This window comes from Micromonospora sp. NPDC047730, from assembly GCF_043204765.1.
Classification (GTDB): Bacteria; Actinomycetota; Actinomycetes; order Mycobacteriales; family Micromonosporaceae; genus Micromonospora.
Genome location: NZ_JBIDCU010000002.1, coordinates 162,131 through 186,764 on the forward strand (window position 1 = coordinate 162,131; position 24,634 = coordinate 186,764).

Annotated in this window: 24 protein-coding genes and 1 pseudogene; 16 read left to right on the plus strand and 9 right to left on the minus strand. The window is 75.3% G+C overall.

Features of this window, described 5'->3' with window-relative positions:
* Positions 1-46 precede the first annotated feature (46 nt).
* A complete protein-coding gene (locus ACGF5G_RS06220) occupies positions 47-505 on the plus strand; it encodes an Lrp/AsnC family transcriptional regulator (protein ID WP_350702553.1) in 459 nt (152 codons plus the stop codon).
* Between the two features lie 91 nt (positions 506-596).
* Positions 597-2,453, plus strand: coding sequence for a beta-propeller domain-containing protein (locus ACGF5G_RS06225; protein WP_393259451.1), 1,857 nt, complete (start codon positions 597-599; stop codon positions 2,451-2,453).
* A 77-nt stretch (positions 2,454-2,530) separates the two neighbouring features.
* Here the strand turns inward: ACGF5G_RS06225 and ACGF5G_RS06230 are convergent, their stop codons facing one another.
* From ACGF5G_RS06230 to ACGF5G_RS06240, 3 genes are all read right to left on the minus strand, one after another.
* Entirely contained in the window at positions 2,531-3,637 is a 1,107-nt protein-coding gene (locus tag ACGF5G_RS06230; protein WP_393259452.1) for a hypothetical protein, read from the minus strand.
* A gap of 79 nt (positions 3,638-3,716) precedes the next feature.
* A complete protein-coding gene (locus ACGF5G_RS06235) occupies positions 3,717-3,983 on the minus strand; it encodes a DUF6457 domain-containing protein (RefSeq protein WP_393259454.1) in 267 nt (88 codons plus the stop codon).
* On the minus strand, positions 3,980-4,738 hold the full coding sequence (locus ACGF5G_RS06240) for a molybdenum cofactor guanylyltransferase (RefSeq protein ID WP_393259455.1): 759 nt from the start codon (positions 4,736-4,738) through the stop codon (positions 3,980-3,982). Before ACGF5G_RS06240 ends, ACGF5G_RS06235 begins: the two co-directional genes overlap by 4 nt.
* Between ACGF5G_RS06240 and fdhD the strand changes: the two genes are divergently transcribed.
* On the plus strand, positions 4,721-5,575 hold the full coding sequence (fdhD, locus tag ACGF5G_RS06245) for a formate dehydrogenase accessory sulfurtransferase FdhD (protein WP_393259457.1): 855 nt from the start codon (positions 4,721-4,723) through the stop codon (positions 5,573-5,575). The genes ACGF5G_RS06240 and fdhD overlap by 18 nt on opposite strands.
* Positions 5,576-5,770: 195 nt before the next feature.
* Here fdhD and ACGF5G_RS06250 read toward each other — a convergent pair whose 3' ends face one another.
* The gene (locus tag ACGF5G_RS06250; protein ID WP_393259459.1) at positions 5,771-6,022 is read right to left on the minus strand and encodes a flavin reductase; all 252 of its coding nucleotides are present in this window, start codon (positions 6,020-6,022) and stop codon (positions 5,771-5,773) included.
* A complete protein-coding gene (locus ACGF5G_RS06255) occupies positions 6,019-6,303 on the minus strand; it encodes a hypothetical protein (protein ID WP_393259461.1) in 285 nt (94 codons plus the stop codon). Before ACGF5G_RS06255 ends, ACGF5G_RS06250 begins: the two co-directional genes overlap by 4 nt.
* Positions 6,304-6,510: 207 nt before the next feature.
* Between ACGF5G_RS06255 and ACGF5G_RS06260 the strand changes: the two genes are divergently transcribed.
* The 3 genes from ACGF5G_RS06260 to ACGF5G_RS06270 all read left to right on the plus strand — a co-directional run bounded on the left by ACGF5G_RS06260 (position 6,511) and on the right by ACGF5G_RS06270 (position 8,500).
* Positions 6,511-7,257: a helix-turn-helix transcriptional regulator gene (locus ACGF5G_RS06260; RefSeq protein ID WP_357450398.1), complete on the plus strand. Its 747-nt coding sequence runs from the start codon at positions 6,511-6,513 to the stop codon at positions 7,255-7,257.
* Positions 7,245-7,439: a DUF397 domain-containing protein gene (locus tag ACGF5G_RS06265; RefSeq protein WP_350702536.1), complete on the plus strand. Its 195-nt coding sequence runs from the start codon at positions 7,245-7,247 to the stop codon at positions 7,437-7,439. Before ACGF5G_RS06260 ends, ACGF5G_RS06265 begins: the two co-directional genes overlap by 13 nt.
* Positions 7,440-7,624: 185 nt before the next feature.
* Complete coding sequence (locus ACGF5G_RS06270) at positions 7,625-8,500, plus strand: alpha/beta hydrolase family protein (protein WP_393259463.1); 876 nt, start codon at positions 7,625-7,627, stop codon at positions 8,498-8,500.
* 35 nt (positions 8,501-8,535) lie between these two features.
* Here the strand turns inward: ACGF5G_RS06270 and ACGF5G_RS06275 are convergent, their stop codons facing one another.
* Entirely contained in the window at positions 8,536-9,576 is a 1,041-nt protein-coding gene (locus tag ACGF5G_RS06275) for a DUF4192 domain-containing protein (RefSeq protein WP_393259465.1), read from the minus strand.
* 150 nt (positions 9,577-9,726) lie between these two features.
* Here ACGF5G_RS06275 and ACGF5G_RS06280 point away from each other — a divergent pair, with 150 nt between their 5' ends.
* From ACGF5G_RS06280 to ACGF5G_RS06300, 5 genes are all read left to right on the plus strand, one after another.
* On the plus strand, positions 9,727-10,632 hold the full coding sequence (locus ACGF5G_RS06280; protein ID WP_393259467.1) for a fructosamine kinase family protein: 906 nt from the start codon (positions 9,727-9,729) through the stop codon (positions 10,630-10,632).
* Positions 10,629-11,642 (plus strand): GTP 3',8-cyclase MoaA, encoded by a 1,014-nt coding sequence (gene moaA / locus ACGF5G_RS06285; RefSeq protein ID WP_393259469.1) that lies wholly within the window; start codon positions 10,629-10,631, stop codon positions 11,640-11,642. Before ACGF5G_RS06280 ends, moaA begins: the two co-directional genes overlap by 4 nt.
* A gap of 134 nt (positions 11,643-11,776) precedes the next feature.
* Positions 11,777-12,016: a MoaD/ThiS family protein gene (locus ACGF5G_RS06290; protein ID WP_393260632.1), complete on the plus strand. Its 240-nt coding sequence runs from the start codon at positions 11,777-11,779 to the stop codon at positions 12,014-12,016.
* 13 nt (positions 12,017-12,029) lie between these two features.
* The gene (locus tag ACGF5G_RS06295) at positions 12,030-13,274 is read left to right on the plus strand and encodes a metallophosphoesterase (RefSeq protein ID WP_393259471.1); all 1,245 of its coding nucleotides are present in this window, start codon (positions 12,030-12,032) and stop codon (positions 13,272-13,274) included.
* Between the two features lie 100 nt (positions 13,275-13,374).
* Entirely contained in the window at positions 13,375-16,569 is a 3,195-nt protein-coding gene (locus ACGF5G_RS06300) for a UvrD-helicase domain-containing protein (RefSeq protein ID WP_393259473.1), read from the plus strand.
* Positions 16,570-16,582: 13 nt separating this feature from the next.
* Here the strand turns inward: ACGF5G_RS06300 and ACGF5G_RS06305 are convergent, their stop codons facing one another.
* Both ACGF5G_RS06305 and ACGF5G_RS06310 read right to left on the minus strand, forming a co-directional pair.
* The gene (locus ACGF5G_RS06305; RefSeq protein ID WP_393259475.1) at positions 16,583-17,389 is read right to left on the minus strand and encodes a prepilin peptidase; all 807 of its coding nucleotides are present in this window, start codon (positions 17,387-17,389) and stop codon (positions 16,583-16,585) included.
* Between the two features lie 10 nt (positions 17,390-17,399).
* Positions 17,400-18,416 (minus strand): EamA family transporter, encoded by a 1,017-nt coding sequence (locus ACGF5G_RS06310; RefSeq protein WP_393259476.1) that lies wholly within the window; start codon positions 18,414-18,416, stop codon positions 17,400-17,402.
* Between the two features lie 347 nt (positions 18,417-18,763).
* Here ACGF5G_RS06310 and ACGF5G_RS06315 point away from each other — a divergent pair.
* The 3 genes and pseudogenes from ACGF5G_RS06315 to ACGF5G_RS06325 all read left to right on the plus strand — a co-directional run.
* Positions 18,764-19,276 (plus strand): annotated as a pseudogene (locus tag ACGF5G_RS06315) (hypothetical protein); the annotation flags it as partial.
* A 590-nt stretch (positions 19,277-19,866) separates the two neighbouring features.
* Entirely contained in the window at positions 19,867-20,295 is a 429-nt protein-coding gene (locus tag ACGF5G_RS06320; RefSeq protein ID WP_393260635.1) for a hypothetical protein, read from the plus strand.
* A gap of 150 nt (positions 20,296-20,445) precedes the next feature.
* Positions 20,446-21,687: an ATP-binding protein gene (locus tag ACGF5G_RS06325; RefSeq protein WP_350702516.1), complete on the plus strand. Its 1,242-nt coding sequence runs from the start codon at positions 20,446-20,448 to the stop codon at positions 21,685-21,687.
* 19 nt (positions 21,688-21,706) lie between these two features.
* On the opposite strand, the gene ACGF5G_RS06330 is transcribed toward ACGF5G_RS06325, so the two are convergent.
* Positions 21,707-22,252 (minus strand): GNAT family N-acetyltransferase, encoded by a 546-nt coding sequence (locus ACGF5G_RS06330; RefSeq protein WP_393259478.1) that lies wholly within the window; start codon positions 22,250-22,252, stop codon positions 21,707-21,709.
* Positions 22,253-22,420: 168 nt separating this feature from the next.
* Here ACGF5G_RS06330 and ACGF5G_RS06335 point away from each other — a divergent pair, with 168 nt between their 5' ends.
* Positions 22,421-22,966, plus strand: a complete 546-nt coding sequence (locus ACGF5G_RS06335) for a DoxX family protein (RefSeq protein ID WP_393259480.1) — start codon at positions 22,421-22,423, stop codon at positions 22,964-22,966.
* A 215-nt stretch (positions 22,967-23,181) separates the two neighbouring features.
* Entirely contained in the window at positions 23,182-24,624 is a 1,443-nt protein-coding gene (locus ACGF5G_RS06340) for a glycosyltransferase 87 family protein (RefSeq protein ID WP_393259481.1), read from the plus strand.
* Positions 24,625-24,634: the final 10 nt, after the last annotated feature.

The following is a 24,634-nucleotide window of genomic DNA, read 5'->3' on the forward strand; positions in this document are numbered from 1 at the left end:
TGAACTTTGGTAACAGCCACAACCATTGCTTCCCAGAGGCGGAACGTTGCAGATAGATGCCGTAGACCAGCGGATCATTGCGTTGCTCGTCGCGGACGCCCGCGCCTCGTACGCGGACATCGGACAACGGGTGTCACTCTCCGCCCCGGCGGTCAAGAGACGGGTGGACCGGCTGCGGGCGGCCGGGGTGATCCGGGGCTTCACGGCGGTCGTCGACCCGGCCGCCGTCGGCTGGACCACCGAGGCCTTCGTCGAGCTGTTCTGCGCGGGCCGGACCACGCCGGCCCAGATCGGGGTCGCCACCCGCCGGCACCCGGAGGTGGTCGGCGCGTACACGGTCTCCGGCGAGGCCGACGCGCTCGTCCACCTGCGGGCCGCCGACATCGCGCACCTGGAGGCGGCGCTGGAGCGGCTGCGGGCCGAGCCCTTCGTGACCTCCACCCGCAGCACGATCGTGCTCTCCCGACTGGTCGAGTCCCCCGGCGTCGGGCCCTCCGGCGGCTGACCGCACCGACGGGCCCGGGGCGCGGCGGAAAGCGGCGCGGAAGGTCCGGGCGGGTCGGAACCACGCGCCGCGCGGCCGCGTCGAACCGGCCATGAGACGGGGAGCACACATCCTGGCGGCCGGCACGCTGGCCGCCCTCACCCTGCTCGGCGGGAGCGCGATTCCGCCGCTGCCCGGCGATCCGCCGCCACGGCACCTGCCGGCCGCGCCGGTGCTGGTCTCCTTCGACTCCTGCGCCGACGCGCTGGCCGGGCTGCGGGCCGCCGCCCGCGCGTCCGTCGGCCCGTGGGGGTTCGGCGGCGGCTGGCGCACGGGGGTCGCCCTCAGCGCGGTCCCGGACGCCGCGCGGGCGGAGGCGGCGGCCGCCCCCGAGCACTCCACCACCAACAACCACGAGGCCGGCGCGGACGAGCCCGACCTGGTCAAGACCGACGGCCGGCGGATCGTCACGGTCAGCCGGGGGCTGCTGCGGGTGGTCGACCCGGCCGCCCGGCGGGAGACCGGGCGGGTCGACCTCACCGGGGCGCTGCCGGAGCTGAAGTGGGGGCAGCAGAGCCTGCTGCTGCACGGCGACCGGGCGCTGGTGCTGGCCCAGGTGGGCGCGGTCGGGGCCAGGGAGTTCGCCGGGTCGCGGATCGCCGGCGTACCGCGGCTGATCCTGGTCGACCTCGCGGGCCCGCCGCGGGTGCTCGGCACCTACCGCATGGACGGGAGCCTGGTCGACGCCCGGCAGACCGGGTCCACCGCGCGGGTCGTCGTCCGCACCCGGCCCCGGCTGGAGTTCCCGTACGCGAAGCGCGGCACCGACGCGGCGCGGACGGCGGCGAACCGGGCGGTCATCGACCAGGCCGGGGTGGAGGCGTGGCTGCCGGCGTACGAGTGGACGGCCGGCGCCCAGCGGCACACCGGGCGGGTCGGCTGCGACCGGCTGAGCAGCCCGCCCACCTGGTCCGGCACGTCGATGTTGACGGTGCTGAGCTTCGACCTGGCCGCCGACCGGCTCGGCGACGGCGACCCGGTCAGCGTCGCCGCCGACGCGACCACGGTCTACGGCACCGGCCCGAACCTCTACCTCGCGGGCAAACGCCCGGTCACGGGTCGGCCCGCCGGGCCGCGCCGGGACCGGCCGGCGGGCGCACAGGTCACCGAGATCTACCAGTTCGACACCGGCGCGCCGGGGCGTCCCCGCTACCTCGCCGCCGGCACCGTGCCGGGGTCGCTCGTCAACCAGTACGCCCTCTCAGAGTGGCAGGGGCACCTGCGGGTCGCCACCACCACCGGCGATCCCTGGGCCGCCCGCCCGGGCTCCGAGTCCGGCGTGCACGTGCTGCGCCGGGACGGCGACGCGCTGACCCGGGTCGGCGCGGTCACCGGCCTCGGCCCGGGTGAGCGGATCTTCTCCGTGCGCTACCTCGGCGGCTCCGCGTACGTGGTCACGTTCCGGCGGACCGACCCGCTCTACGCGGTCGACCTGACCGACCCGACCGCGCCCCGGGTCACCGGCGAGCTGAAGATCACCGGGTACTCGGCGTACCTGCATCCGCTGCCGGACGGGCGGCTGCTCGGCGTGGGCCAGGAGGCCGACCGACGGGGGCGGACGCAGGGGCTCCAGGTCTCCCTGTTCGACGTCCGCGACCCGGCCCGGCCCGCCCGGCTCGACCAGTGGCACGTGCCCGGGCAGTACTCCGCGCTGGAGTACGACTCGCACGCCTTCCTGCACCGCCCGGAGACCGGCCTGGTCGCCCTCCCGGTCGGCGACGACGTACGCCTGCTGCGGGTCTCCGGGAGCGACATCGGCGAGGTCGGCACGGTGTCCCACCCCGGCGGGGCGGGCGCGGTGACCCGGTCGTTGCTGGTGGGTGACGTGCTCTGGACCGTCTTCGACGCGGGCCTGCGGGCCACCGATCCGACCACCGCCCGGAGCCTCGACTGGCTCCCTGTGACCTGATTCTCCCTCCCCGGCGGGTGGGGCCCGGTTTCTCGGGGTTTCCGGGCCCCACCCGTCTCAGCCGAGGAGGCTCACTGTCAGAGGTACATGCCGGTGCGGTGCTCACCCTGGTCGCGCCTGACCGCCTTGTCGCCCTCGCCGAAGAAGCGCTTGCCGCCGAACTCGCCGTGCAGCCGGTCGTCCAGCTCGTCCGCGAGCCCTGTCATCACCTGCACGGCGAGCATCAGGTGGGTGGCCTGGAAGTTGCGGCCGAAGACCGGGATGGACGCCCACACGGTGTCGTCGGCGCAGTAGAGCCGGCCGATGGGCATCCGGTTGGTCAGCTCGGAGAGCTTCACGTAGAGCCGCTCGGTGGGCTCGACCTCGGTGAGCACCGGGGAGAAGACGTCCACCAGCGGCGGGTTGTCGCGGACCCGGACGAAGACCATCGCCGAGCCGGCGCGGATGTTGATGTCACCGTCGGAGTCGACCTGCAACCGGTCCGAGTCCGACTTGAGCATGGTCGAGACGACCGTGCGGACCCGCTCGGCGAGCGCGGCCACGTCGCTCTCCGGGGCCTGGGCGGCGGTCGCCGCGGCGAGCGCCTCGTCCAGGTCGGCCTCCACGTCGCGGTCCGGGCCGAACTCGCTGCGCGCGGTGCCCAGCGGCTCCACCGGCAGCGGCTCCCCCTCGGCGTCGTGGATCAGGTAGACGAGGAAGGCGGGGTGCGGGGCGCCGTAGACGTCGCGCAGCGTCCGGGTGATCAGGGCCGCCAGCCGGGTGGCGTCGGCGGTGTTGCCGTCCAGCCCGAAGTGCTCGCCGGAGCCCGCCACCACGCCGGGCGGCGACCAGCCGAGGGCGATCATGTCCGCCACCGCGGCCCGGTCCAGCCGGTAGCCCTGCGGCAGGGTGGCGTTGCCGACCGCGCGGGCCGCCAGCCTGCCCTCCTCGCCGACGTCGACACTGACGGAGTAGACCGCGTCGCCGGTGCCGGAGGCGGTGGGGTCGAGCGTCAGCTCGACGTGCGTGCCCGTCGGCAGCGCCGCCAGCCGCTCGGCCAACGCCCGCGCGAACTCCCGCCACGCCTGGGTCACCTTCGCCCGCAGGTCGGCCGTGGTGGGCTCGTCGAGCAGGATCGGCTCGTGGTGTGCCGGCAGGGTGCCGGGCGGGTCACCGTTCGGCGCCGAGGGGTGGTCTGCCGTCATGATCGCCTCCGTCCGTCCAGGTCACCCTACCCACGCAACCGGGGGGACGAATCAGCCCGACAGTGATCGGACAACGACCTCAGGCGGGGCCCTCGCCGGGGCGTTCGGCGCCCAGTTCGACCGGCCACGAGGCGGCCAGCGCGGTGAGCCGGGCCGAGGCGCCCGCCGGGTCCGCGCCCCGGCCGACCGCCAGCCCGAGGAGGTACGCGGTGACGGGCGCGCCCGGCCGCAGCACCTGGTGCGCCACGTCCTTGGCCAGGTCCAGCACGGCCGGCACCGGCACCTGGGCGGGGTCGAGACCCAGCTCGGCACAGGCCGCCGTCACCCAGTCGTCCATCACCGTCATCGCGCCCACTCCTCCGCCCGGCGTACGTCCTCGTCAGTGTCGCAGTCGAACCAGGGCGGCGGGCCGGCACCGGTCCACGGCACGTCGCGGACCCGCAGCCCGGCCAGCAGCGCCCGGATCGGCGCCCCGGCGAGCGGCGCGGCGCCGCCCCGCCCGGCACGGGTGGCCGGCCCGGTGGCGGCGGCCGGCCCGGTGGCGGCGGCCGGCTCAGGGGCGGCGGCCGGCTCGGTGGCGGCCCGCTCGGCGGCGAGGCGGTCCAGGGCGGCGCGCAGCGGGGCCACCCGCCACACCCCGCAGAGCGTCTGCCGCCGCCCGTCCTGGTCGACGTAGCACGCGCCGTCGTGATCGGCGTCGAGCCGGTCGAGCAGCCCGCCGACGGCGGCACGGGTGAGCAGGGGCAGGTCGGCGGCGAGCAGGGCGACCACCGGCGTACCGGGGTCGAGCAGGGCCAGCCCGGCCGCGGCGGCGGCGACGGGGCCCCCGCCCGGCGGCTCCTCCCGGGTCACCCGCACCCCGGCGGGCACCGGCCCGCGCGGGCCGACCACGATGCGCGGGGCGGCGTCGGCGACGGCGGCCAGCACCCGGTCCCGCATGGGCCGGCCGCCGACCACCCGGGCGGGCTTGTCCACGCCGCCCATCCGGCGGGCGGCCCCGCCGGCCAGCACCACCGCCGCGTACGCGTCCACCCGGCCACGGTAGCCGCACGGCGGCCCGGGCACGGGGTGCAGGATGGCGGGATGGGACGGGCGACTCACCGACGCGGCGTGCTCCGCATCGACCTCGACGCGGCGGACACCGGCCGCACCTCGCTACGCCAGCAGGACGCTCTCGCCGTGGAGGAGCCGCTGGAGATCCGGGTCGGCGCGGCGGGCCCCGGCCGGCGACGGCCGCTCGCGGTGACCATGCGTACGCCCGGCGAGGATCTGGACCTGGCAATCGGCTTCCTGCTCACCGAGGGGCTGATCCGTGCCGCCGACGACGTGCACACCGCGCAGCTCTGCGCCGGCGCGGAGACGCCCAACACGTACAACGTGGTGGACGTGGTGCTCGCGCCCGGCGTGCCCGAGCCGGCCACCGACCCGGCCCGGAACTTCTACACCACCAGCTCCTGCGGGGTGTGCGGCAAGGCGAGCATCGACGCCGTGCGTACCCGGTCCGTCTTCGCGGTGGGTGACGACCCGCTGACCGTGCCGGCGGCGGTCCTGGCCGAGCTGCCGGACCGGCTGCGGGCGGCGCAGCGCGGTTTCGACCGCACCGGCGGGCTGCACGCGGCGGCGCTGTTCACGGCGGACGGCGAGCTGGTCGTGCTGCGCGAGGACGTCGGCCGGCACAACGCGGTCGACAAGGTGATCGGTTGGGCGGTCCGCGAGCGGCGGCTGCCGCTGGCCGGGCACGTGCTGCTGGTCTCCGGGCGGGCGAGCTTCGAGCTGACCCAGAAGGCGTGGATGGCCGGCGTGCCGCTGCTCGCGGCGGTCTCCGCGCCGAGCAGCCTGGCGGCGGACCTGGCCGAGGAGGCCGGGCTGACCCTGGTGGGCTTCCTGCGCGACCGGACCATGAACGTCTACGCCCACCCCCGCCGGATCACCGCCTGATCCATGTGCCGAGCAGTTCCCACCGGGCGGCGGCGGCCCAAGCCAACAGGAGGCCGGCGATGTCGGGCGGCCCGGGACCGGTCGAGTCGGCCCGCGGGACGCACGTCCGCTACATCCTTCGACGGATGCCCCTGTCTGGGGTGGGTGGTGGAACGCTGTCGAGCTGCCCCGTCCATGAGACCACCCGCGTACCGGCTACCCGCGGGCCCGCGCCCACCCGGTGAAGCGCTCGGCCAGGTCGCCCGGTGCCGGGGCGCGGTCCGACGCCGCGAGCTGTTCGCCCGCCTCCGCCTGGAGGGTCGCCAGGTGAACCAGCAGGGCCGCCCGGTCCGTCCGGTACTCGGCGAGCAGCCGCAACTTCGCGGCGGAACACGGCCAGGCAATCCCACAGGCCGCGCAGCGCCAGGTGGGCCGGGTGGGCAGATGCTCGGGGCGCCGCCGACTCACGCCGTCACCCGCACGCGGGAGATCGGGCGGCGGGCCGGGGCAGCGGCCGGGGGCGGCGGCGTACGCCAACGCACTCCCTCGCACCGCACGTACAGCGAGCGCCGGTCCACGGCGTCGCCGCGCGCGTTCAGCTCGTAGACGTCGATCCAGCACCATCCGTGGTACGTGTGCCAGTCGGTCAGGACACGGATCACCCGCACGGTGATCGGGCGGACGAACTGAGGGCTCGCGGATCGGGTCAGGCACAGAACGTCGCCGGAGGTGATCTCTCGCGGGCTCACCGTCTTTCCCTTCGTCCGTCGGCTGGAGGAGGGGGCCGCCACGGATGCTCGCCCGGCGGCGGCCCCCTCGCCGGCACGACCGGCGGGCTTCGGGTGCCTCCACCGGCTCGCGCCGCCTACAAGGCACCTTGCCGAGGGTTGCCAGACAGTGACACCGCGTAGCAGTCTGTACCGGAATCATTCGGGACGTTCGAGTGAGGGATCGGGATGAACCGGGCGGTACAGGTAGCGATGGCGAAGGCCGGTGAGACTGCCGAGAGCCTTGCAGCTCAAGTCGGCGTTGACCCGAAGACGGCGGCGCGGTGGGTGAGCCAGGGACGAATTCCGCAGACCCGTCACCGTGCCCGGGTCGCCGAAATCCTGAACAAGGACATAGAGGAGCTTTGGCCGGACGCACTGAAGCGCCGCGAGCCGGCATGGTTCCAGCCATGGACGGACATCGAGCGCGAAGCGGCTGGGCTGCGGTGCTATGAGTCGACCGTCATTCCCGGACTACTTCAGACCGAGGCCTATGCCCGCGCGGTGCTCGCGAGTGGCCCCCTGATAGCCGACGCAGACGGCTACGTCGAGACGCGGCTACGGCGGCAGGCTGCGGTGTTTGAGCGGCCCCGGCCGCCCCTGGCGGTCTTCGTGATCGATGAGGCAGCGTTGCGCCGAGGCGCGCCGGCAGTCATGGTGCCGCAGCTCGACCACCTGGCAGCGATGGCCGAACGGCCTAACGTCATGGTGCATGTCCTTCCGCTGGACGCGGGCCTCCACCCAGGCCAGGCGGGGCCGTTCGTGATTGCCACGACGAGGGACGGCGAGGATGTCGGCTACCTGGATGATCAGGCAACTGGACGCATCACTAATGACGTTGCTCCGCTGTGGGCCGTGTGGGATACCGTGAGATCGGTCGCGCTCCCGCGAAACCAATCCATCGACTTCCTAGAGGCAAGATCATGGCTGACCTGACCGGCGCGCGGTGGCGCAAGGCCACCCGCAGCAGCTCGAACGGCGGCAACTGCGTCGAGGTCGCCGACAACCTTCCTGGCGTCGTCGCCGTACGCGACTCGAAGGACCCGGCCGGCCCGGCCCTCACCTTCGGGCCAGCGGCGTGGCGCGCATTCGTCGCTCGGGTCGCCGAACGGGCCTGACCGCCCCCGCATCTCCGCACGGCGCGAACCGCGACCGTCGTCGCCGGAACGAAACGGTGCGGTGGCCGGCCGCACGACGCCTGCCGGCAGGCTGCCGCTCCGGGGCCCACCGCCGTCCACCCCGCCCCGAACAGCGGGCACGACGGGCGAGACGGACGCGGCCGGTCCGTGGTTGACTGCCCGGCATGGAGCTGGGCGTCGGCGAGCAGCAGCTTCCGGCCATCCTGGACCTTCCGGCCGGGCCGGCCCGGGGAGCGCTCGCCGTGCTGCACGGCTCCCATGCCGGCACGCGGTCCCACTTCCTCTACGAGCACCTGGCCCGGCTGCTGCCGCCGGCCGGCATCGCGGTGCTGCGCTACGACCGGCGCCCCCGGGTCGACGGTAACGACGTGCCGCTGACCGCCCAGGCCGACGACGCGGCGGCAGCCCTCGACGTGCTGCGCCGGCAGGTCGGCGACGCCCCCGTCGGGCTGTGGGGGTTCAGCCAGGGGGCTTGGGCAGCCGCGTTGACCGCCAGCCGGCACCGGGTCGACTTCCTCGTGCTCGTCGGGTGCAGCGGCGTCAGCCCCGCCCGGCAGATGCGGTACGCCACCGCCGAGCAGCTTCGCCGCCACGGGTACGGCGACGCCGACCTCGCCCACCTGAGCCGGCTGCGTCGGGTCGCAGAGACGTACCTGCGCGGCGGGCTGCCCCGCTCGGTCGCCCAGGCGGAGCTGGACGCGGCCGTCGAGCGGCCCTGGTTTCCGCTGGTGTTCCTGCCGCGTGAAGTGCCGGAGCCGGGTGCCTGGGCCGACATGGACTTCGACCCGGAGCCGGTCTTCGCGGAGCTGTCCTGCCCGGTGCTGCTCTGCTACGGCGAGACCGACGCCTGGATACCGATCGAGGAGAGTCTGGCGGTATGGCGCCGGGCCGCCCGCGCCGCCGAGCTGACTGTCGCCCGGCTGACCGGCTGCGACCACGCGCCCACCCTGGACGAGGCCGACGACCTGGCCGGAGTCAGCCCGCAGTACGAGCAGATCCTGCTCTCCTGGCTGGGCCGGCGGCTTCCCGCCCGGGGATGACCCGGGCCGCCATGCGTCGGCCCGGCGGCGGCGGATCAGCGGGGCCCCCGACGGGTGCGCCTGCGGCGTAGCACGCCGGGCACCGCGACCGCCGGCCAGCCGTCCAACGCGGACGGCGGCACGCCCCGGCGGAGCAGGTCGTCGAGGAGCAGCGCCAGCGAGTGGTCGGGGTGCTCGGCAAGGCCCCGTTCCAGGGCCACCGCCGCCAGTGCCCCCTGCCCCGCCCGCCAGGCCGCGAACGCCAGCAGCGCCGCCGGCGCGGCGATCAGCTCCGGCTCGGCCCGGCGCAGCACGTCGGTCCAGAGCGCGATGTCCTCGTCCCGCCCGTCCGTGCGCTCCCACGCGTGGTCGCGGACGGTGACGTGGGTCAGCAGCAGGCTCAGCCAGGCCACCTCGTCGTCGCCGAGCCGCTGCCCCCGCCGGTGCCGGCGCAACGCGCCGCGTACCGCCGCCACCCCGGCGGCCCGGACCGCCCGCCCGTCGCGCAGCTCCGCCGGGGGCGTCTTGTCGAGCAGGGCCGCCAGGCGCCGCTCGGCGCGGACGGCGGCCCGGCGCATCGCCACCCGGCCCGGGCCGTCGACCGGGGCGACCTGCGCGACGAGGGCGGCCCGGTCGGGCAGGGCGACCTGGCCGGCGAAGACGGCCGCCGCGCTGACCTCGCTGGCCCCGGCGTCGAAGCGGGTGCCCTCCGGCGGGCAGCACTCCGGCTCCGTGCAGACGTACGACCAGTAGCGGCCCTCGGTGACGCGGAGGGCGTCGAGCACGGGCAGCCCGGCCACGGCCAGCGCGGCGCGCACGGCGTCGACGGCCGGGGTGACCCGGGCGGCCGGGCCGTAACCCAGGACCGTGGCGGTCTCGGCGCCCTGCCGGGCGATGACGCCGGCGAGGTGCCGGGCCGGATCGTGCGGGTCTGCCAGGTCGGGCAGGTCGGCGCGGGCGGCGAAGGTGATCCGGCGGCCCCGCATGGCGACCACTACCACGCTGTCGGCCGGGTGGAAACCGAGCAGGTACGGCACGGCGGCGATGAGGTCGGCGGGGGAACGGACGGCGAGCCGGGGGCGGTCGGTCGAGGTCATGCCCGCAGCCTGCGGCGCGGGCGCACCGGCCGGCTGACCCTGTGGACGACACACGGGTTATCCACAGACACGGAGAGTATCGCCGCAGCTCACCGGGGAACCTGTGGCGCGAACGACGCGCGGTGAGGGTGAAGCGGCTACGTTGCCGTCATGGATCTGGCGTACCTGCGGGCGCATCCGGAGCACCTGCCGACCTTCCTGACCCACCAGCGGATCCGGGAGACGCCCGTCTCCGGCGGCGACATCTGCGCCGCCTCCCGGTTGACCCTGGACGACGGCCACTCCGTCTTCGCCAAGACCTGGCCGGAGACCGCCGGAAGGCCCGTGTCCGAGGGCTTCTTCGCCGCCGAGGCGGCCGGCCTGCGCTGGCTACGCGAGGCCGGCGCGGTCGCCGTACCGGACGTGGTCGTGGCGCTGCCGGAGCTGCTGGCACTCGACTGGGTCGAGCCCGGCGAGCCGACGCCCGAGGCGGCCGAACGGTTCGGCCGGGAGCTGGCGGGGCTGCACCGGGCCGGCGCGCCGGCCTTCGGGGCCGAGTGGGCCGGGTTCATCGGGGCCCTCCCGCAGGACAACACGCCGGACGACGGCCCGTGGTCGCGCTGGTTCGCCGAGCGTCGGCTGGTCCCCTACCTGCGCCGCTCGGTGGACGGCGGCGCGCTGACCGGCGCGGAGGCCGGGCTGGTCGAGGAGGTCGTCGACCGGATCGGCGAGTTCGGCGGGGACGAGCCGCCGGCCCGCATCCACGGCGACCTCTGGCCGGGCAACGTGCTCTGGGGGGCCGACGACCGGGCCTGGCTGGTGGACCCGGCGGCGCACGGCGGGCACCGGGAGACCGACCTGGCGCAGTTGGCGCTCTTCGGCGGCGCGCCCCACCTGGACCGGATCCTCGCCGCGTACGCGGAGGCGTGGCCGCCGGCCGACGGGTGGCGGGAGCGGGTGCCGCTGCACCAGCTCCACCTGATGCTGGTGCACACCGCCCTGTTCGGCGGGGCGTACCGCGATGGGGTCGCCCGCACCGCCCGGTCGGCGCTGGTGCGCGCTACCGTCGACGGGTGAACGCCGCCCCACCGACCGATGGCGTCCTCGTCGACCGGTACGGCCGCGTCGCCCGGGACCTACGCGTGTCGCTGACCGACAAGTGCAACCTGCGCTGCACCTACTGCATGCCGGCCGACGGGCTGCCCTGGCTGGCGGGCCCGCAACTGCTCGGCGACGACGAGATCGTCCGGTTGGTCGGGGTCGCGGTGCGGCGGCTCGGGGTGACCGAGGTGCGGTTCACCGGCGGGGAGCCGCTGATCCGGCCCGGGCTGGTCGGCATCGTGGCCGCCGTGGCGGCGCTGGAGCCGCGTCCCCGGATCTCCCTGACCACCAACGGCATCGGGCTGGACCGGCTCGCCCCCGCGCTGCGCGCCGCCGGGCTGGACCGGGTGAACGTCTCGCTGGACACCCTGGACCCGGAGCGGTTCGCCCGGCTCACCCGGCGCCGGCGCCTCCCCGACGTGCTGGCCGGGCTCGCCGGAGCCACCGCCGCCGGGCTGACCCCGGTCAAGGTCAACGCGGTGCTGATGCGCGGGATCAACGACGACGAGGTGCCGGCGCTGCTCCGCTTCGCCCTGACGCACGGCTACGAGCTGCGGTTCATCGAGCAGATGCCGTTGGACGCCCAGCACGGCTGGGACCGCGCCACCATGGTCACCGCCGACGAGATCCTCGCCTCGCTGCGCCGGGAGTTCGCCCTGACCCCCGACCCCACGGAACGCGGCGCGGCGCCGGCCGAGACCTGGCTGGTCGACGGCGGCCCCGCGCGGGTCGGCGTGATCGCCAGCGTCACCCGGCCGTTCTGCGGCGACTGCGACCGCACCCGGCTCACCGCCGACGGACAGGTCCGCACCTGCCTCTTCGCCACCGAGGAGGCCGACCTGCGCGGCGCGCTGCGGGCCGGGGCGGACGACGACGAGCTGGCCCGGCGCTGGCGCACGGCGATGTGGGGCAAGCGGGCCGGGCACGACATCGACGACCCGGCCTTCCTCCAGCCGGCCCGGCCGATGTCCGCGATCGGGGGTTGACCGTGGCGGAACCGACGCGGCCGGCCCGCACCGGGACACCGGCCCAGGCAGACACGGCCCGCACCACGCCGCCGACCCAGGCAGGCACAGCCCGCACCGGGTCACCGGCCGAGGGTGCCGACGTCGAGGCGTCGCTGACCGTCCGATACTTCGCCGGGGCGCGGGCCGCCGCCGGCCGGCCCGAGGAGACCGCACCCGGAGGCGGCTGCCTCGACGAACTCGTCGTGGAACTCGCCGGGCGGCACGGCGAGCAGCTCGCCGCCGTGCTGCGGGTGGCGAGTTTCCTGGTCGACGGCGTGACCTGCCATGATCGTCGGGCACCGCTACCGGCCGGGGCCACGATCGACGTCCTGCCCCCCTTCGCGGGCGGCTGAGGGAGGCGCACACATGCTGGCGGCACTGGCCTTCGTGGCCACCATGGCGCTGATCACCGGCCTGATCCACCTCTACCTCTGGAAACGGCTGGTGCGCGACACCACCACCCCGGGGCGTTGGCGGCGGATCGGCGGGATCACCGCCCTGGTGCTGGCGCTGCTCGTACCGGCGACCATGGCCGGCACCCAGGCGGGCCTCTACTGGCTCGCGTGGCCGGGCTACCTCTGGCTCGCCGTCATGTTCTACCTGCTGGTGCTGCTCGTGGCGCTGGAGGTGCCGATGCTGGTGGCCCGGCTGGTGCTGCGCCGCCGGGCCGTCGCCGCGGAGCCCACCGCCGCCGCGCCCGAGCCCGCCCTGGTCGGCGCGGCGGGGCCGGCCGATCCGCCGGCCGCCGGCGCGGTCTCGCAGCCGGACCACGACCCGGCCCGCCGGTTGCTGCTCGCCCGCGGGGCGGCGATCTTCGCCGGGCTCACCGCGACGGGCCTCACCGGGTACGGCATCCGCACCGCGCTCGGCCCGCCGCGGCTCGACCGGGTGCAGATCCCGCTCGCCAAGCTCCCCCGGAGCATGGACGGCCTGCGGATCGCCACCGTCTCCGACATCCACCTCGGCCCGCTGCGTGGCCGGGCCCACACCGAGCGGATCGTCGCCGCGATCAACCGCCTGGACGCCGACATCGTCGCGGTCGTCGGCGACCTGGTCGACGGCTCGGTGGCCGAGCTGGGCGAGGCGGCCGAGCCGCTGCGCGGCCTGCGCTCCCGGCACGGCAGCTACTTCGTCACCGGCAACCACGAGTACTACTCGGGCGTCGAGGAGTGGGTCCAGGAGGTGGACCGGCTCGGGCTGCGGGTGATGCAGAACGAGCGGACGGAGATCCAGGCCCGGGGCGGCGTGCTCGACCTGGCCGGGGTCAACGACGTGACCGCCGCCGGCACCGGGCTGGCCGCCCCGGCGGACTACACGGCGGCGCTCGGCGACCGCGACCCGAGCCGCGCGGTGGTGCTGCTCGCCCACCAGCCGGTGGCCGCGGTGGAGGCGGCGAAGTTCGGCGTCGACCTCCAGCTCTCGGGGCACACCCACGGCGGCCAGATGGTCCCGTTCAACCTCCTGGTGAAGCTCCAGCAGCCGGTGGTCTCCGGCCTCGGCGAGGTCGACGGCACCAAGGTGTACGTCACCAACGGCGCCGGCTTCTGGGGCCCGCCGGTGCGCGTCGGCGCGGAGCCGCAGGTCACCCTGGTCGAGCTCCGCGCCCGCTGACCCATAGCGCGGGGCAGGCGGCTTGTCCAGCACCGGACGCTCAGGTCACGGGTCTGCGTGGCGACCGGCGGGTAATCGAGCGGGCGTGACAGGATGCGGCGTGCCTCCGTTCAGCGCCGCACCCTCCGGTGGCCTCCCGCCGTTCGTCGCGGATCTGCACATCCACTCGAAGTACTCGCGCGCGTGCAGCCGCGACCTCACCCTGCCCAACCTCGCCTGGTGGGCGCGGCGCAAGGGCATCGGCGTGCTCGGCACCGGCGACTTCACCCACCCCGCCTGGTACGACCACCTGCGCGAGACGCTGCACCCCGCCGAGCCCGGCCTGTACCGGCTCAGCCCGGAGGCGGAGCGGGACGTCGCCCGCCGGCTGCCGCCCCGGCTGGCCAGCGAGGCGGAGACGGACCCGGTCCGCTTCATGCTCAGCGTGGAGATCTCCACGATCTACAAGCGGGACGACCGCACCCGCAAGGTGCACCACCTGATCTACCTGCCCGACCTGGACGCGGTGGCGCGGTTCAACACGGCGCTCGGGCGGATCGGCAACCTCGGCTCGGACGGCCGGCCGATCCTCGGCCTGGACTCGCGGGACCTGCTGGAGATCACCCTGGAGGCCAGCGCCGACGGCTACCTGGTGCCCGCGCACATCTGGACGCCGTGGTTCTCCGCGCTGGGCTCGAAGTCCGGCTTCGACGCGATCGCCGACTGCTACGCCGACCTCGCCGACCACGTCTTCGCGGTGGAGACCGGCCTCTCCTCCGACCCCGAGATGAACTGGCGGGTCGGCAGCCTGGACCGCTACCAGCTCGTGTCGAACTCGGACGCGCACTCGCCGCCCGCCCTGGCCCGGGAGGCCACCGTCTTCGCCACCGCCCGGGACTACTTCGCCGTCCGGGACGCGCTGCGCACCGGCGACGGGCTGGCCGGGACCATCGAGTTCTTCCCCGAGGAGGGCAAGTACCACGCGGACGGGCACCGGCTCTGCGGGGTCAACTGGTCCCCGGAGCGGACCCGGGCCGCCGGCGGGCGCTGCCCGGAGTGCGACAAGCCGCTGACCGTCGGCGTGCTGAGCCGGGTGGAGGAGCTGGCCGACCGTCCGGCGGGGCACCGGCCCCCGCACGCCAGGGACGTCACCCACCTCGTGCCGCTGGCCGAGGTCCTCGGCGAGATCAACAAGGTGGGCGCCCGCTCGAAGAAGGTCGAGGGGAAGCTCAACGACCTGCTCGCCGCGCTCGGCCCGGAGCTGGAGATCCTCACCACCACCCCGCTCGCCGAGATCGCCCGGGTCGGCGGGGAACTGCTCGCCGAGGGCATCGGCCGGCTGCGCCGGGGCGACGTCCGCCGGGTCCCCGGCTACGACGGCGAGTACGGCGCCATCACCCTGTTCGACCCGGCCGAGCTGGGTGGCGGCGCGGCGACGGCGCAGGAGACCCTCTTCGACGTACCCGTGCCGGCGCAGCGCACCCCCGCGGAGCCGGCGCCGAAGCCGCGGGCCAAGCGCCCGGCGGCGGCCAAGGCCGAGCCGAAGCGCAAGGCCGCGCCGGCCACGCCGCCGCCCCCGATCGCGCCGGCGCCCTCGCCGCACGAGCCGTTCGAGCCGATGCTCGCGGGCATGGAGGAGGTCGGCACCGGGCTGCTGGACCGGCTGGACGCGATGCAGCGGGTGGCCGCCTCCGCGCCCGGCGGGCCGCTGCTCATCGTCGCCGGGCCCGGCACCGGCAAGACCCGGACGCTGACCCACCGGATCGCCTACCTCTGCGCCGAGCTGAACGTCTTCCCGGAGCAGTGCCTGGCGATCACGTTCACCCGGCGCGCCGCCGAGGAGCTGCGGCACCGCCTCGACGGCCTGCTCGGGCCGGTCGCCGAGGACGTCACGGTCGGCACCTTCCACTCGCTGGGGCTGACCATCCTGCGGGAGAACGCCGACGCCGTCGGCCTGCCGGCGGACTTCCGGATCGCCGACGACGCCCAGCGGGCGGAGGCCCGTGCCGAGGCCGGTGCCGACGACGCCGGCTACGCGGCGCTGCTGCGCAAGCAGGACCTGGTCGACCTGGACGAGCTGCTCACCCTGCCGGTCGCGCTGCTGCGGGCCGACCGGAAGCTGGTGCAGCGCTACCGGGAGCGCTGGCGGTGGATCTTCGTCGACGAGTACCAGGACGTCGACGAGGTGCAGTACGAGCTGCTGCGCCTGCTCAGCCCCGCCGACGGCAACCTCTGCGCGATCGGCGACCCGGACCAGGCCATCTACTCCTTCCGGGGCGCCGACGTCGGCTACTTCCTGCGCTTCTCGCAGGACTTCACCGACGCCCGGCTGGTGCGGCTGAACCGCAACTACCGCTCCTCCGCCCCCATCCTGGCCGCCGCGGTGCAGGCGATCGCGCCGTCGTCGCTGGTCCGGGGCCGCCGGCTCGACCCGGCCCGGCTCGACCCGGAGGCCCCGCTGGTCGGCCGCTACCCCGCGGCCTCCGTCGCCGACGAGGCCGACTTCGTCGTACGCACCGTCGACGAGCTGGTCGGCGGGCTCTCCCACCGGTCGCTCGACTCGGGGCGGATCGACGGCCGGTCGACCTCGCTCTCCTTCTCCGACATCGCCGTGCTCTACCGCACGGACGCGCAGGCCGCACCGATCGTGGACGCGCTGGCGCGGGCCAACATCCCGGTGCAGAAGCGCTCGCACGACCGGCTGCGGGACCGGCCGGGGGTGGCGGCCATCGCCCGCGAGCTGCGGCACGCCGACGGGCTCGACGGCTCGCTGGCCGCCCGCGTCCGGCTGGCCGGTCAGGTGCTGGCGGAGCGCTTCGCCGTGCCGACGCTGGACGGCGCCGGCGCGGTACGCCCGGAGGACGTCCGGGCGGCGGTCGACCTGCTCACCCCGCTGGCCCGCCGCTGCGGCGACGACCTGCCGCTGTTCCTGTCCCAGCTCGCCACCGGCGCGGAGGTGGACGCCCTCGACCCGCGCGCCGAGGCGGTCACCCTGCTCACCCTGCACGCCGCGAAGGGGCTGGAGTTCCCGGTCGTCTTCCTGGTCGGCGCCGAGGACGGGCTGCTCCCGCTGCGCTGGCCCGGCAGCACGCCCGACGACGACGCGATCGCCGAGGAGCGGCGGCTCTTCTTCGTGGGGCTGACCCGGGCCCAGGACCGCCTGTACGTCACCCACGCCGCCCGCCGCAGCCGGCAGGGCAACGAGCGCGAGTGCTCCCCGTCGCCGTTCCTCGACGCCATCGACCCGGGCCTCTTCGAACGCTTCGGCGAAGCCCAACCTCGCCGCCCCCGAGACCACCAACTCCGCCTCATCTGAGGGAACGCGCGGGTCAGGGGGTGAGGGTGGCGAGCCAGGCGCCGGTGAGGAGGGCCGGGCCGAGTGGGAGAGGGGTGTCCCGGCGCACCCTGCCGGCGGCCAGCAGGGCGAGCACCACCACGCCGTTGAGCAGGTGCGGCAGGAGCAGCCCGAGCGCCAGCGGCGACCAGCCCAGCCAGCCGAGCGGCAGGCCCAGCACGGCGGCGAGCTTCACGTCGCCGAAGCCCAGCCGCGAGCCGGGCAACAGGGCCAGCAGCGCGTGCCCGGCGAAGCAGAGCCCGGCCCCCGCCACCGCGCCGAGCAGCCGCTCCGGGGCCCCCGCCAGCAGCGCCGCGCCGGTCAGGCCGACGGCGACGACCAGCGCGGCCGCGCCCACCAGCGGGTCGGGCAGCCGCAGGCAGGCCAGGTCGACCACGGCCAGCACCAGCCCCACCGCCGCCAGCCCGAGGAAGGCCGGCAGGACGGGGTCGCCGCCGAGGGCCGCCGCGAGCCCGGCGAACACGACCGCGCCCACCACCGCCCCGGCGACCGCGCCGAACCCGGTGGACGGGCCGACGCCAGCGGCCCGGGCGGGGGCCGCCGGCCCACCGCGGTCGGCCGGCCGACCCGGCTGGCCCGTCGCGGCGGACGCCACCGCCCCGACGGCGGGCCCCGGCCGGGTCGACGCCGGTCGGCCCGTCACGGCGGACGCCACCGCCCCGACGGCGGGCCCCGGCCGGGTCGACGCCGGTCGGCCCGTCCAGTGGCGGGCGACCCGGAGCGCGGCGAGGCCGGCGACGCCGCCGAGCAGCGCCGCGCACGCCACCAGCCCGCCCGACACGGGCCGGACGCTACCGGCGGGACGGCTCCGGCGCGGCCCCCTGGACAGGACGTCGGGGTCTCTCGGTGCTCACGACGAGGGCGACCCCGGCGACGATGACCGCGCCGCCGAGCAGCACCTGCGCGGTGACCGGCTCCGCGACGAACAGCGCGCCGAGCGCCACCGCGACCGCCGGGTTGACGTAGGCGTACGTCGCGACCAGCGAGATCGGGGCGTGGTGCAGCAGCCAGACGTACGCGGTGAAGGCGACCAGCGAGCCGGCCACCATCAGGTACGCGAGCGCGAGCCACGACCGGCCGGTGACCTGGCCCGGGTCGAAGCCGTGCAGCTCGCCGCGCCCCACGGCGAGGACGGCGAGTGCCGCCGCCCCGGCGAACATCTCGTAGACGGTGGCGACGAACGGGTCGGCGGGCATCCGGATCCGTCCGGAGAGAAACGAGCCGATCGACCAGCTGGCGGCGCCTGCGACGATGGTCAGCGCCCCGGCGAGCGGTACGGCGTCCGCCCCGCCGGTCGGCAGCACGAGCAGCACCAGGCCGACGAAGCCCAGCGTCACCCCGGCCAACGTCCAGAACCGGGGCCGGTCGCCCGTGACCGTACGCAGCAGCACCACCAGCAGCGGGACGGTGGCCACGAGCAGCGCGGCGATCCCGGAGGGCACCGCGACGCCCGGCGGGCCGGACTCGGCGAGCGCCACCAGCCCGTTGCCGCCGGCCAACAGCAGCACCCCGACCAGCGCGGCCGAGCCGAGCTGCCGCCGGTCGACCCGCAGCGCGCCCGGGCCCCGGCGCAGCCGCAGCACGATCGCCAGCACCAGACCGGCGGCGGCGAACCGGGCGGCCGCCGAGCCGAGCGGCGGCATCGACTCCACGACGATCCTGATGCCGAGGTAGGTGGAGCCCCAGACGACGTAGACCAGCAGCAGGGCGGTCCAGACCAGGGCGGGCGTGGCGGCAACCGCCCGACGCGCCCCGGTGCCCGGGTCGGTCCCGGTGGGCGGTGGCGGAATCGGTGGGCGTGGTCTCATCGGTGGACACGCTACGGTGGCCTGGGCGTCGGCGTCCCTCGTTGGTGGCCGGCCTCTCACCACTCACGCGGGAGACGTGCATGGCGAACTACGGACCACCACCGGGTCGGGGGGACCCGGCACCGTGGCGTGGGCGGCAGCCGGACGAGGCGTACGGCCCGCCGGCCGCCTCGCCCGGGCGCGGCGGGTGGGACGATCCGCACGCCACGTACCCACCGCCGGAGCCCGGGTACGGCGGTCAGCCGTACCGGCGGGGCGACCCGGGTCACGGACCGGGGCCGTACCAGCAGGGGGCACCGCCTCCCGCCTACGACCACGGTCCCGCCGCGCCGCCGTACGCCTCCTGGCCCGGCTCCGCGCCCCCCTCCCCGTACGCGCCGGGCACCACGTCGCCGCCGGAACGCCGGCGTGCCCGGGGGCCGGTGGCCGCGGTGCTGGCGGCGGTGGCCATGCTGGTCCTCGTCGGCGGCGCGGCGGTGTTCTACCTGCTCGGCCAGGACGACGAGGCGCCGGTGGCCACGCCGAGCGGGCCGGCGCCCGCCGCCGGGTCCGGGGCGCCGGAGGCACCGGCGAGCGCCCCGGCGGCCAGTGCCGCGGCACCCGAGTCCTCCGCCGACCCCCGCTTCGTCGAGGCGGGGCAGTGCGTACGCAACGACGGTCCGACCGGCGGCAAGCCCAAGCTGCTGATCAGTGACTGCGGCCCGCAGACGTACGAGGTGCTACGCCGGATCGACGGCGCGACCAGCGGCGAGAAGGACGCCGCGGCCAAGTGCGCCAAGGTCGACGGCTACACCAACTGGTATTTCTTCGACAGCGAGCTGGACACCCTCGACTTCGTGCTGTGCCTGAAGCAGCGCTGAACCACCGCACCCCTGGGGAAGAGATGACAACCTACGGATCACCCGGCCAGCCGGACGACCCCTACCAGCGCCCGGCCGACAATCCCGGGGGCCTGCCGCCCATCGACCCGACGCTGCCCCAGTGGGGGCAGCCGCCGTCGGCCGCCGCGGAGCCGCCGTCCGCCCCGCAGTGGGGCCAGCCGCAGCCCGGCGGCGAACCGCCCACCGCCCCGCAGTGGGGCCAGCCGCAGCCGGGTGGCGAAACGCCCGCCGCCCCGCAGTGGGGCCAGCCCGGCCCGGCCGCCGAGCCGCCGACCACGCCGATGTGGAGCCAGCCTCCGGCCCCCGGACCGGCCTACCCCCCGCAGCCCCCGTCCTCCGGGTCGGGCTACCCGCCGCCGCCCACCTCCGGGGCCGGGTATCCGCCCCCGCCGGGGGGTCAGCCGTCGGCGGAGCAGGGTGGCTATCCGCCGGCCGGGCCGTTCCCGCCGGCCGGCCCGACGCCCGCGCCGGCGCCCGGCGCCCAGTGGGGCGCCCCGCCGCCGACCCCCGGCGGGTACGGGACGCCGCCGCCCGCTCCGCCGGCGAAGAAGGGCGGCGGGAAGATCGCCCTGATCATCGGCCTGGTGGTGGTGCTCCTGCTCTGCCCGTGCCTCGGGATCGCCGGCTGGGCGGTCTGGCAGGCCGGCGATGACGACGACCCGTCGATCTCGGCACCGGCGACGAGTGCCCCCGCAAGTCCGACGGGCGAGCCGACCGACGAGCCCAGCGCGGCGCCGAGTTCGGCGGAGCCGAGCCCGACCGAGGACGACGACGACGATTTCGCCAAGGGCGACTGCGTGGTCAACGACGGCACGTCCACCGACGCCGAGCTGCGGAAGGTGCCCTGCGGCCCCAACACGTACGAGGTGCTGCTGCGGATCCCGGGCACGAGCGACGGTGACAAGTGCAAGACCCGGGCGCCGAAGTCGACGGCGAACTACGTGCACGACAACTCGGTGGACTTCCTCGACTACGTGCTCTGCCTGAAGAAGCGCTGATTACCAAAACTAGGGCTGTCTAGCATCGACGCTAGACAGCCCTAGTTTTGTCTCGACGCCGGATCCGGCCGCCGCCGCGACCCGACACGCCGGTAGCCCCATCTACGGATGTCTAGCCCCGCAGCTAGACGGCCCGATACTGTGCGATGCGTGGATCCGGTCCGCAACCCGTACGCACCGGGCGCCGGCCAGCGTCCGCCCGAGCTGGCCGGGCGGGGGCGCGAGCTGGACGTCTTCGACGTCGTGCTGGAGCGCATCGCCCGCGGGCGGCCGGAACGCAGCCTGATGCTCACCGGCCTGCGCGGGGTCGGCAAGACGGTGCTGCTCAACACCCTCCGGTCCCAGGCGATCAACCACCTCTGGGGCAGCGGCAAGATCGAGGCGCGGCCGGACCAGTCACTGCGCCGCCCCGTCGCCGCCGCGCTGCACATGGCCGTCCGTGAACTCGCGCCCCGGCACCGCGCGCCGGACCGGATCGACGCCTTCCTCGGCGTGCTGAAGGCGTTCGCCCAACGGTCCGCGCCGACCGGTCGCGGCGGCGCCGCCCCGAAGCTGCGCGACCGGTGGCAGCCCGGCATCGACGTGCCCGCCGCCAGCGGCCGGGCCGACTCCGGCGACATCGAGATCGACCTCGTCGAGCTGCTCACCGACGCCGCCGCGGTGGCCGCCGACGTCGGCACCGGCATCGCCGTCTTCATCGACGAGATGCAGGACCTCGGCGCGGAGGACGTCTCCGCGCTCTGCGCCGCCTGCCACGAGCTGTCCCAACTGGGCGCGCCGCTGATCGTGGTCGGTGCCGGGCTGCCGCACCTGCCGGCCGTGCTCAGCGCCGCCAAGTCGTACTCCGAGCGGCTCTTCCGCTACCAGCGCATCGACCGGCTCGACCGGATCGCCGCCGACCAGGCGCTCTGCGCGCCCGCCGAACGCGAGGAGGTCGAGTACGAGCAGAAGGCGCTCGACCTGCTCTACGAGAAGTCCGGCGGCTACCCGTACTTCGTCCAGGCGTACGGGAAGGCGACCTGGGACCACGCGCCGCGCTCGCCGATCACCGCCGCCGACGTGCGGGTCGCCGCGCCCGAGGCCGAGGCCGAACTGGCGGTCGGCTTCTTCGGCTCCCGGTTCGAGCGGGCCACTCCGGCCGAGCGCGAGTACATGCGGGCGATGGCCACCCTGTCCCTGGTGGAGGGCGAGGTCGACGGCGGCGGGCGGGACGACATGGACGCCGCCGTGCCGACGGCGGAGATCGCCCGCACCCTCGGGCGCAAGCCGGCCAGCCTCTCCCCGGCCCGGGACGCGCTGATCAAGAAGGGCCTCATCTACTCCGGCGAGCGCGGCACGGTGGCCTTCACCGTCCCCCACTTCGGCCGTTACCTGCGCACCCAGCCGGCCTGACGGGCGGGGTGGGCGCGGGTCAGACCTTCGACCAGGGCGGGGGGAAGAGGACCTCGCCGCGCGGCGACGGCCCTTCGCCGCCGGTGGTCGGCGGGAGCACCAGCGCCTGCCAGGGGTCGCCGAGGCCGGACCAGGGGCTGGTCAGCCCCATCCGGTCGGCCCGGCCGAAGCCGAAGCGGTGGTAGTAGGACGGGTCGCCGAGCACCACCACCAGCCGCTCGCCCAGCTCGGTGGCCGCGTCGAGGCCGGCCTGGACCACCGCCGTGCCGAGCCCGATCCGCCGCCGGTGCGGCGCGACCGCCACCGGGCCGAGGGCCAGTGCCGGGGCGGTGGCGTCGTCGGACCTCACCCGGACCCGGGTGAGCAGGGCGTACCCCACGACCTCGCCGCCGTACTCGGCGACCATCGCCAGCTCCGGCAGCCAGGCGTCGCTGCCGCGCAGCTCGTCGACCAGCCCCACCTCGGGCGGCGTGGCCACGTCGGGCCGGGCGAAGGCGGCGGCCAGCACGCGACGGACCGCGCCGGTGTCGGCCGGGTCCTCGGGTCGCAGCCGCAGCGTCGTCACGCGGGGGACGTTACCCCTCGTCGGCGGTCCATCAGCGACGGTCGCTCGAATCGGCGTGGCGCGACCTCGCCGGGTCGGCGTGGCGACCAGCCCGGGGAGGTCCACGTGGGCCGATCCGGATCGGCGGTTGCGGGGGTAACCGGGCCGGTGACGGGGTATGACTGACCCATGAAACCCGTACGCTCCCTCGCCCGCGCCATGTTGAGCGGCATCTTCGTGGTCAGCGGGTTGCACAACTTCCAGAACCCGGGGCGGCTGGTCCCGGCCGCGAAGCCCCTGACCGACCGGGTGACCCCGCTACTGGAGAAGGCCGGCCCGCGCATCCCCACCGACACGGAGACGCTGATCCGGGTCAACGCGGTGGTGCAGGTCGGTGCCGGGCTGATGCTCGCCACCGGCAGGTTCGCCCGGCCGGCCGCGCTGGTCCTCGCCGGCACGCTGGTCCCGGTGACCATCGCCGGGCATCCCTTCTGGAACAACGACGACCCGGGAGCGCGGAACAACAACCAGATCCACTTCCTGAAGAACATCGGCCTCTTCGGCGGGCTGCTGCTCGCCGCCGCCGACACCGGCGGCAAGCCCGGCCTGCGGTGGCGGACCGGCCACCGGATCGGCCACTCCCGACGTTCGGTGCAGCGAGCCGTCCGTACCGCCCGCAGAGAGGCCCGGATCGCCGTACGATCGGCAGCGACGGCCCGACGAATCCCCGGCTGACCTGCGTCGATACCTCCCCTCCGCCGGTCCACCACCCGCCAACGCCACGAATCACCTGAACCACCCGGTAGGCGTTAACGCGGTGGAAATGTCAAAAACATGTGTGGGATCGGACACGGTCGCATAACGCGGGAGGCATTAACGTGAGGCGCCGTTCTAGGCTCCGTACCGGACCTGGACGGGTAGGACGACCTTGGTACGGGGGTGGCCACGCCATGCCGGCGACCGTCGGTAGGAGGGTGGACCGCCTCGCCCCAGTCCGTCGCGTAACGCGTGGGATCGATCGTAGGACAGTCGTACGGACCGGCTTCGTGGCCGCCGTCGCCTATGCCGCATGGCTCGCCATCGGCGCTTTCGGGCGGCCGTACAACTTCTTCGACATGAAGATCTACCACGGCGCGGTGGTGTGGTGGGCGAGCGGTCACGAGCTCTACGAGTTCATCGCACCCGGCACCACCCTGGGTTTCACCTACCCGCCGTTCGGCGGCCTGGTCATGCTGCCGATGGCGCACCTGCCGGTCGAGTTGGCCGGGATGGTCAACGCGCTCGCCAGCATCGCCGCCCTGGCGGTCGTGCTCGCCGGTCTGCTCCGCCCCATCGTCGACCGGCTCGGCTGGCCGCTCCCGTTCACCGTGGCGATCGCGACGCCGCTGGCGGTCGCCATCGAGCCGGCCCGGGAAACCCTCGGCTACGGCCAGGTGAACCTGCTCCTCTTCGCACTGATCATGGCCGACCTGATCGGCCTGCGCTGGCGGTCCCGCCGGGGCACCCACGTCGCCGAGACCGACGGCCCGCTGCTGCGCTTCGTCTACAGCGGCGCGTGGGCCGGCGTCGGCATCGGTCTGGCCACCGCGGTCAAGCTGACCCCGGCCCTGTTCATCGCCTACCTGATGATCACCCGACAGTGGCGGGCGGCGGCCACCGCGGTCGGCACGGTGATCGCCGTGACCCTCGGCTCCTTCGCCGTCGTCGGCACCGAGTCCCGGGCCTACTTCGGCGGCGTGCTCTGGCAGACCGAGCGGGTCGGCGCCGCCGACATGACGCCCAACCAGTCGCTGGCCGGGCTGCTGGCCCGGCTCTACGACTCGATCGAGACGCCCGGCCTGCTCTGGCTGGCGTTCGCGGTGCTGATGCTGGCGCTCGGCCTGTCCCGCGCCGCCAACGCGCGCGCCGACGGCGACGAGCTGACCGCGTTCACGCTGGTCGGCCTCACCGCCAACGTGATCAGCCCGATCTCCTGGACGCACCACCTGGTCTGGGTGATCCCCGCGATCATCGTGCTGGCCGACGCCGCCGTACGCCGCCGGGACGCCAGCCGCGGGCTGGCCCAGCGGGCCGGCCAGGGCGCGTACGGCGGGCTGCCGGGGGTCAACGGGCTGCGCCCGCCGATCTGGTACCCGGGGCTGACCGGGCTCCGGCACGGCGTCGCGGCGATCGGGCTCTACCTGCTCTTCCTGGTCTCCCCGATCTGGCCGTACGAACACCAGCTCCCCGAGGTGTCGCACTACCAGGACGGCCTCTTCGGCGCCCTGATGGAGAACTCGCTGGCGCTGGCCCTGATCGTGCTCGTCGCCGCGCTGCCGTGGCGCCCCGGCGCCGAGCCGGCCTTCTACGGCGACCGGATGGGCCGCCAGGCCGCACTCGGCGTCCGCCGCTGAGGGGTGGGCC

Excerpts from the sequence above, each read along its gene's own strand:
- ACGF5G_RS06225 (WP_393259451.1), top strand. The coding sequence starts at position 597 with ATGAGACGGGGAGCACACATCCTGGCGGCCGGCACGCTGGCCGCCCTC.
- ACGF5G_RS06230 (WP_393259452.1), bottom strand. The coding sequence starts at position 3,637 with ATGACGGCAGACCACCCCTCGGCGCCGAACGGTGACCCGCCCGGCACC.
- ACGF5G_RS06235 (WP_393259454.1), bottom strand. The coding sequence starts at position 3,983 with ATGACGGTGATGGACGACTGGGTGACGGCGGCCTGTGCCGAGCTGGGT.
- fdhD (WP_393259457.1), top strand. The coding sequence starts at position 4,721 with ATGGGACGGGCGACTCACCGACGCGGCGTGCTCCGCATCGACCTCGAC.
- ACGF5G_RS06260 (WP_357450398.1), top strand. The coding sequence starts at position 6,511 with ATGAACCGGGCGGTACAGGTAGCGATGGCGAAGGCCGGTGAGACTGCC.
- ACGF5G_RS06265 (WP_350702536.1), top strand. The coding sequence starts at position 7,245 with ATGGCTGACCTGACCGGCGCGCGGTGGCGCAAGGCCACCCGCAGCAGC.
- ACGF5G_RS06270 (WP_393259463.1), top strand. The coding sequence starts at position 7,625 with ATGGAGCTGGGCGTCGGCGAGCAGCAGCTTCCGGCCATCCTGGACCTT.
- ACGF5G_RS06275 (WP_393259465.1), bottom strand. The coding sequence starts at position 9,576 with ATGACCTCGACCGACCGCCCCCGGCTCGCCGTCCGTTCCCCCGCCGAC.
- ACGF5G_RS06280 (WP_393259467.1), top strand. The coding sequence starts at position 9,727 with ATGGATCTGGCGTACCTGCGGGCGCATCCGGAGCACCTGCCGACCTTC.
- ACGF5G_RS06295 (WP_393259471.1), top strand. The coding sequence starts at position 12,030 with ATGCTGGCGGCACTGGCCTTCGTGGCCACCATGGCGCTGATCACCGGC.
- ACGF5G_RS06310 (WP_393259476.1), bottom strand. The coding sequence starts at position 18,416 with ATGAGACCACGCCCACCGATTCCGCCACCGCCCACCGGGACCGACCCG.
- ACGF5G_RS06335 (WP_393259480.1), top strand. The coding sequence starts at position 22,421 with ATGAAACCCGTACGCTCCCTCGCCCGCGCCATGTTGAGCGGCATCTTC.
- ACGF5G_RS06340 (WP_393259481.1), top strand. The coding sequence starts at position 23,182 with ATGCCGGCGACCGTCGGTAGGAGGGTGGACCGCCTCGCCCCAGTCCGT.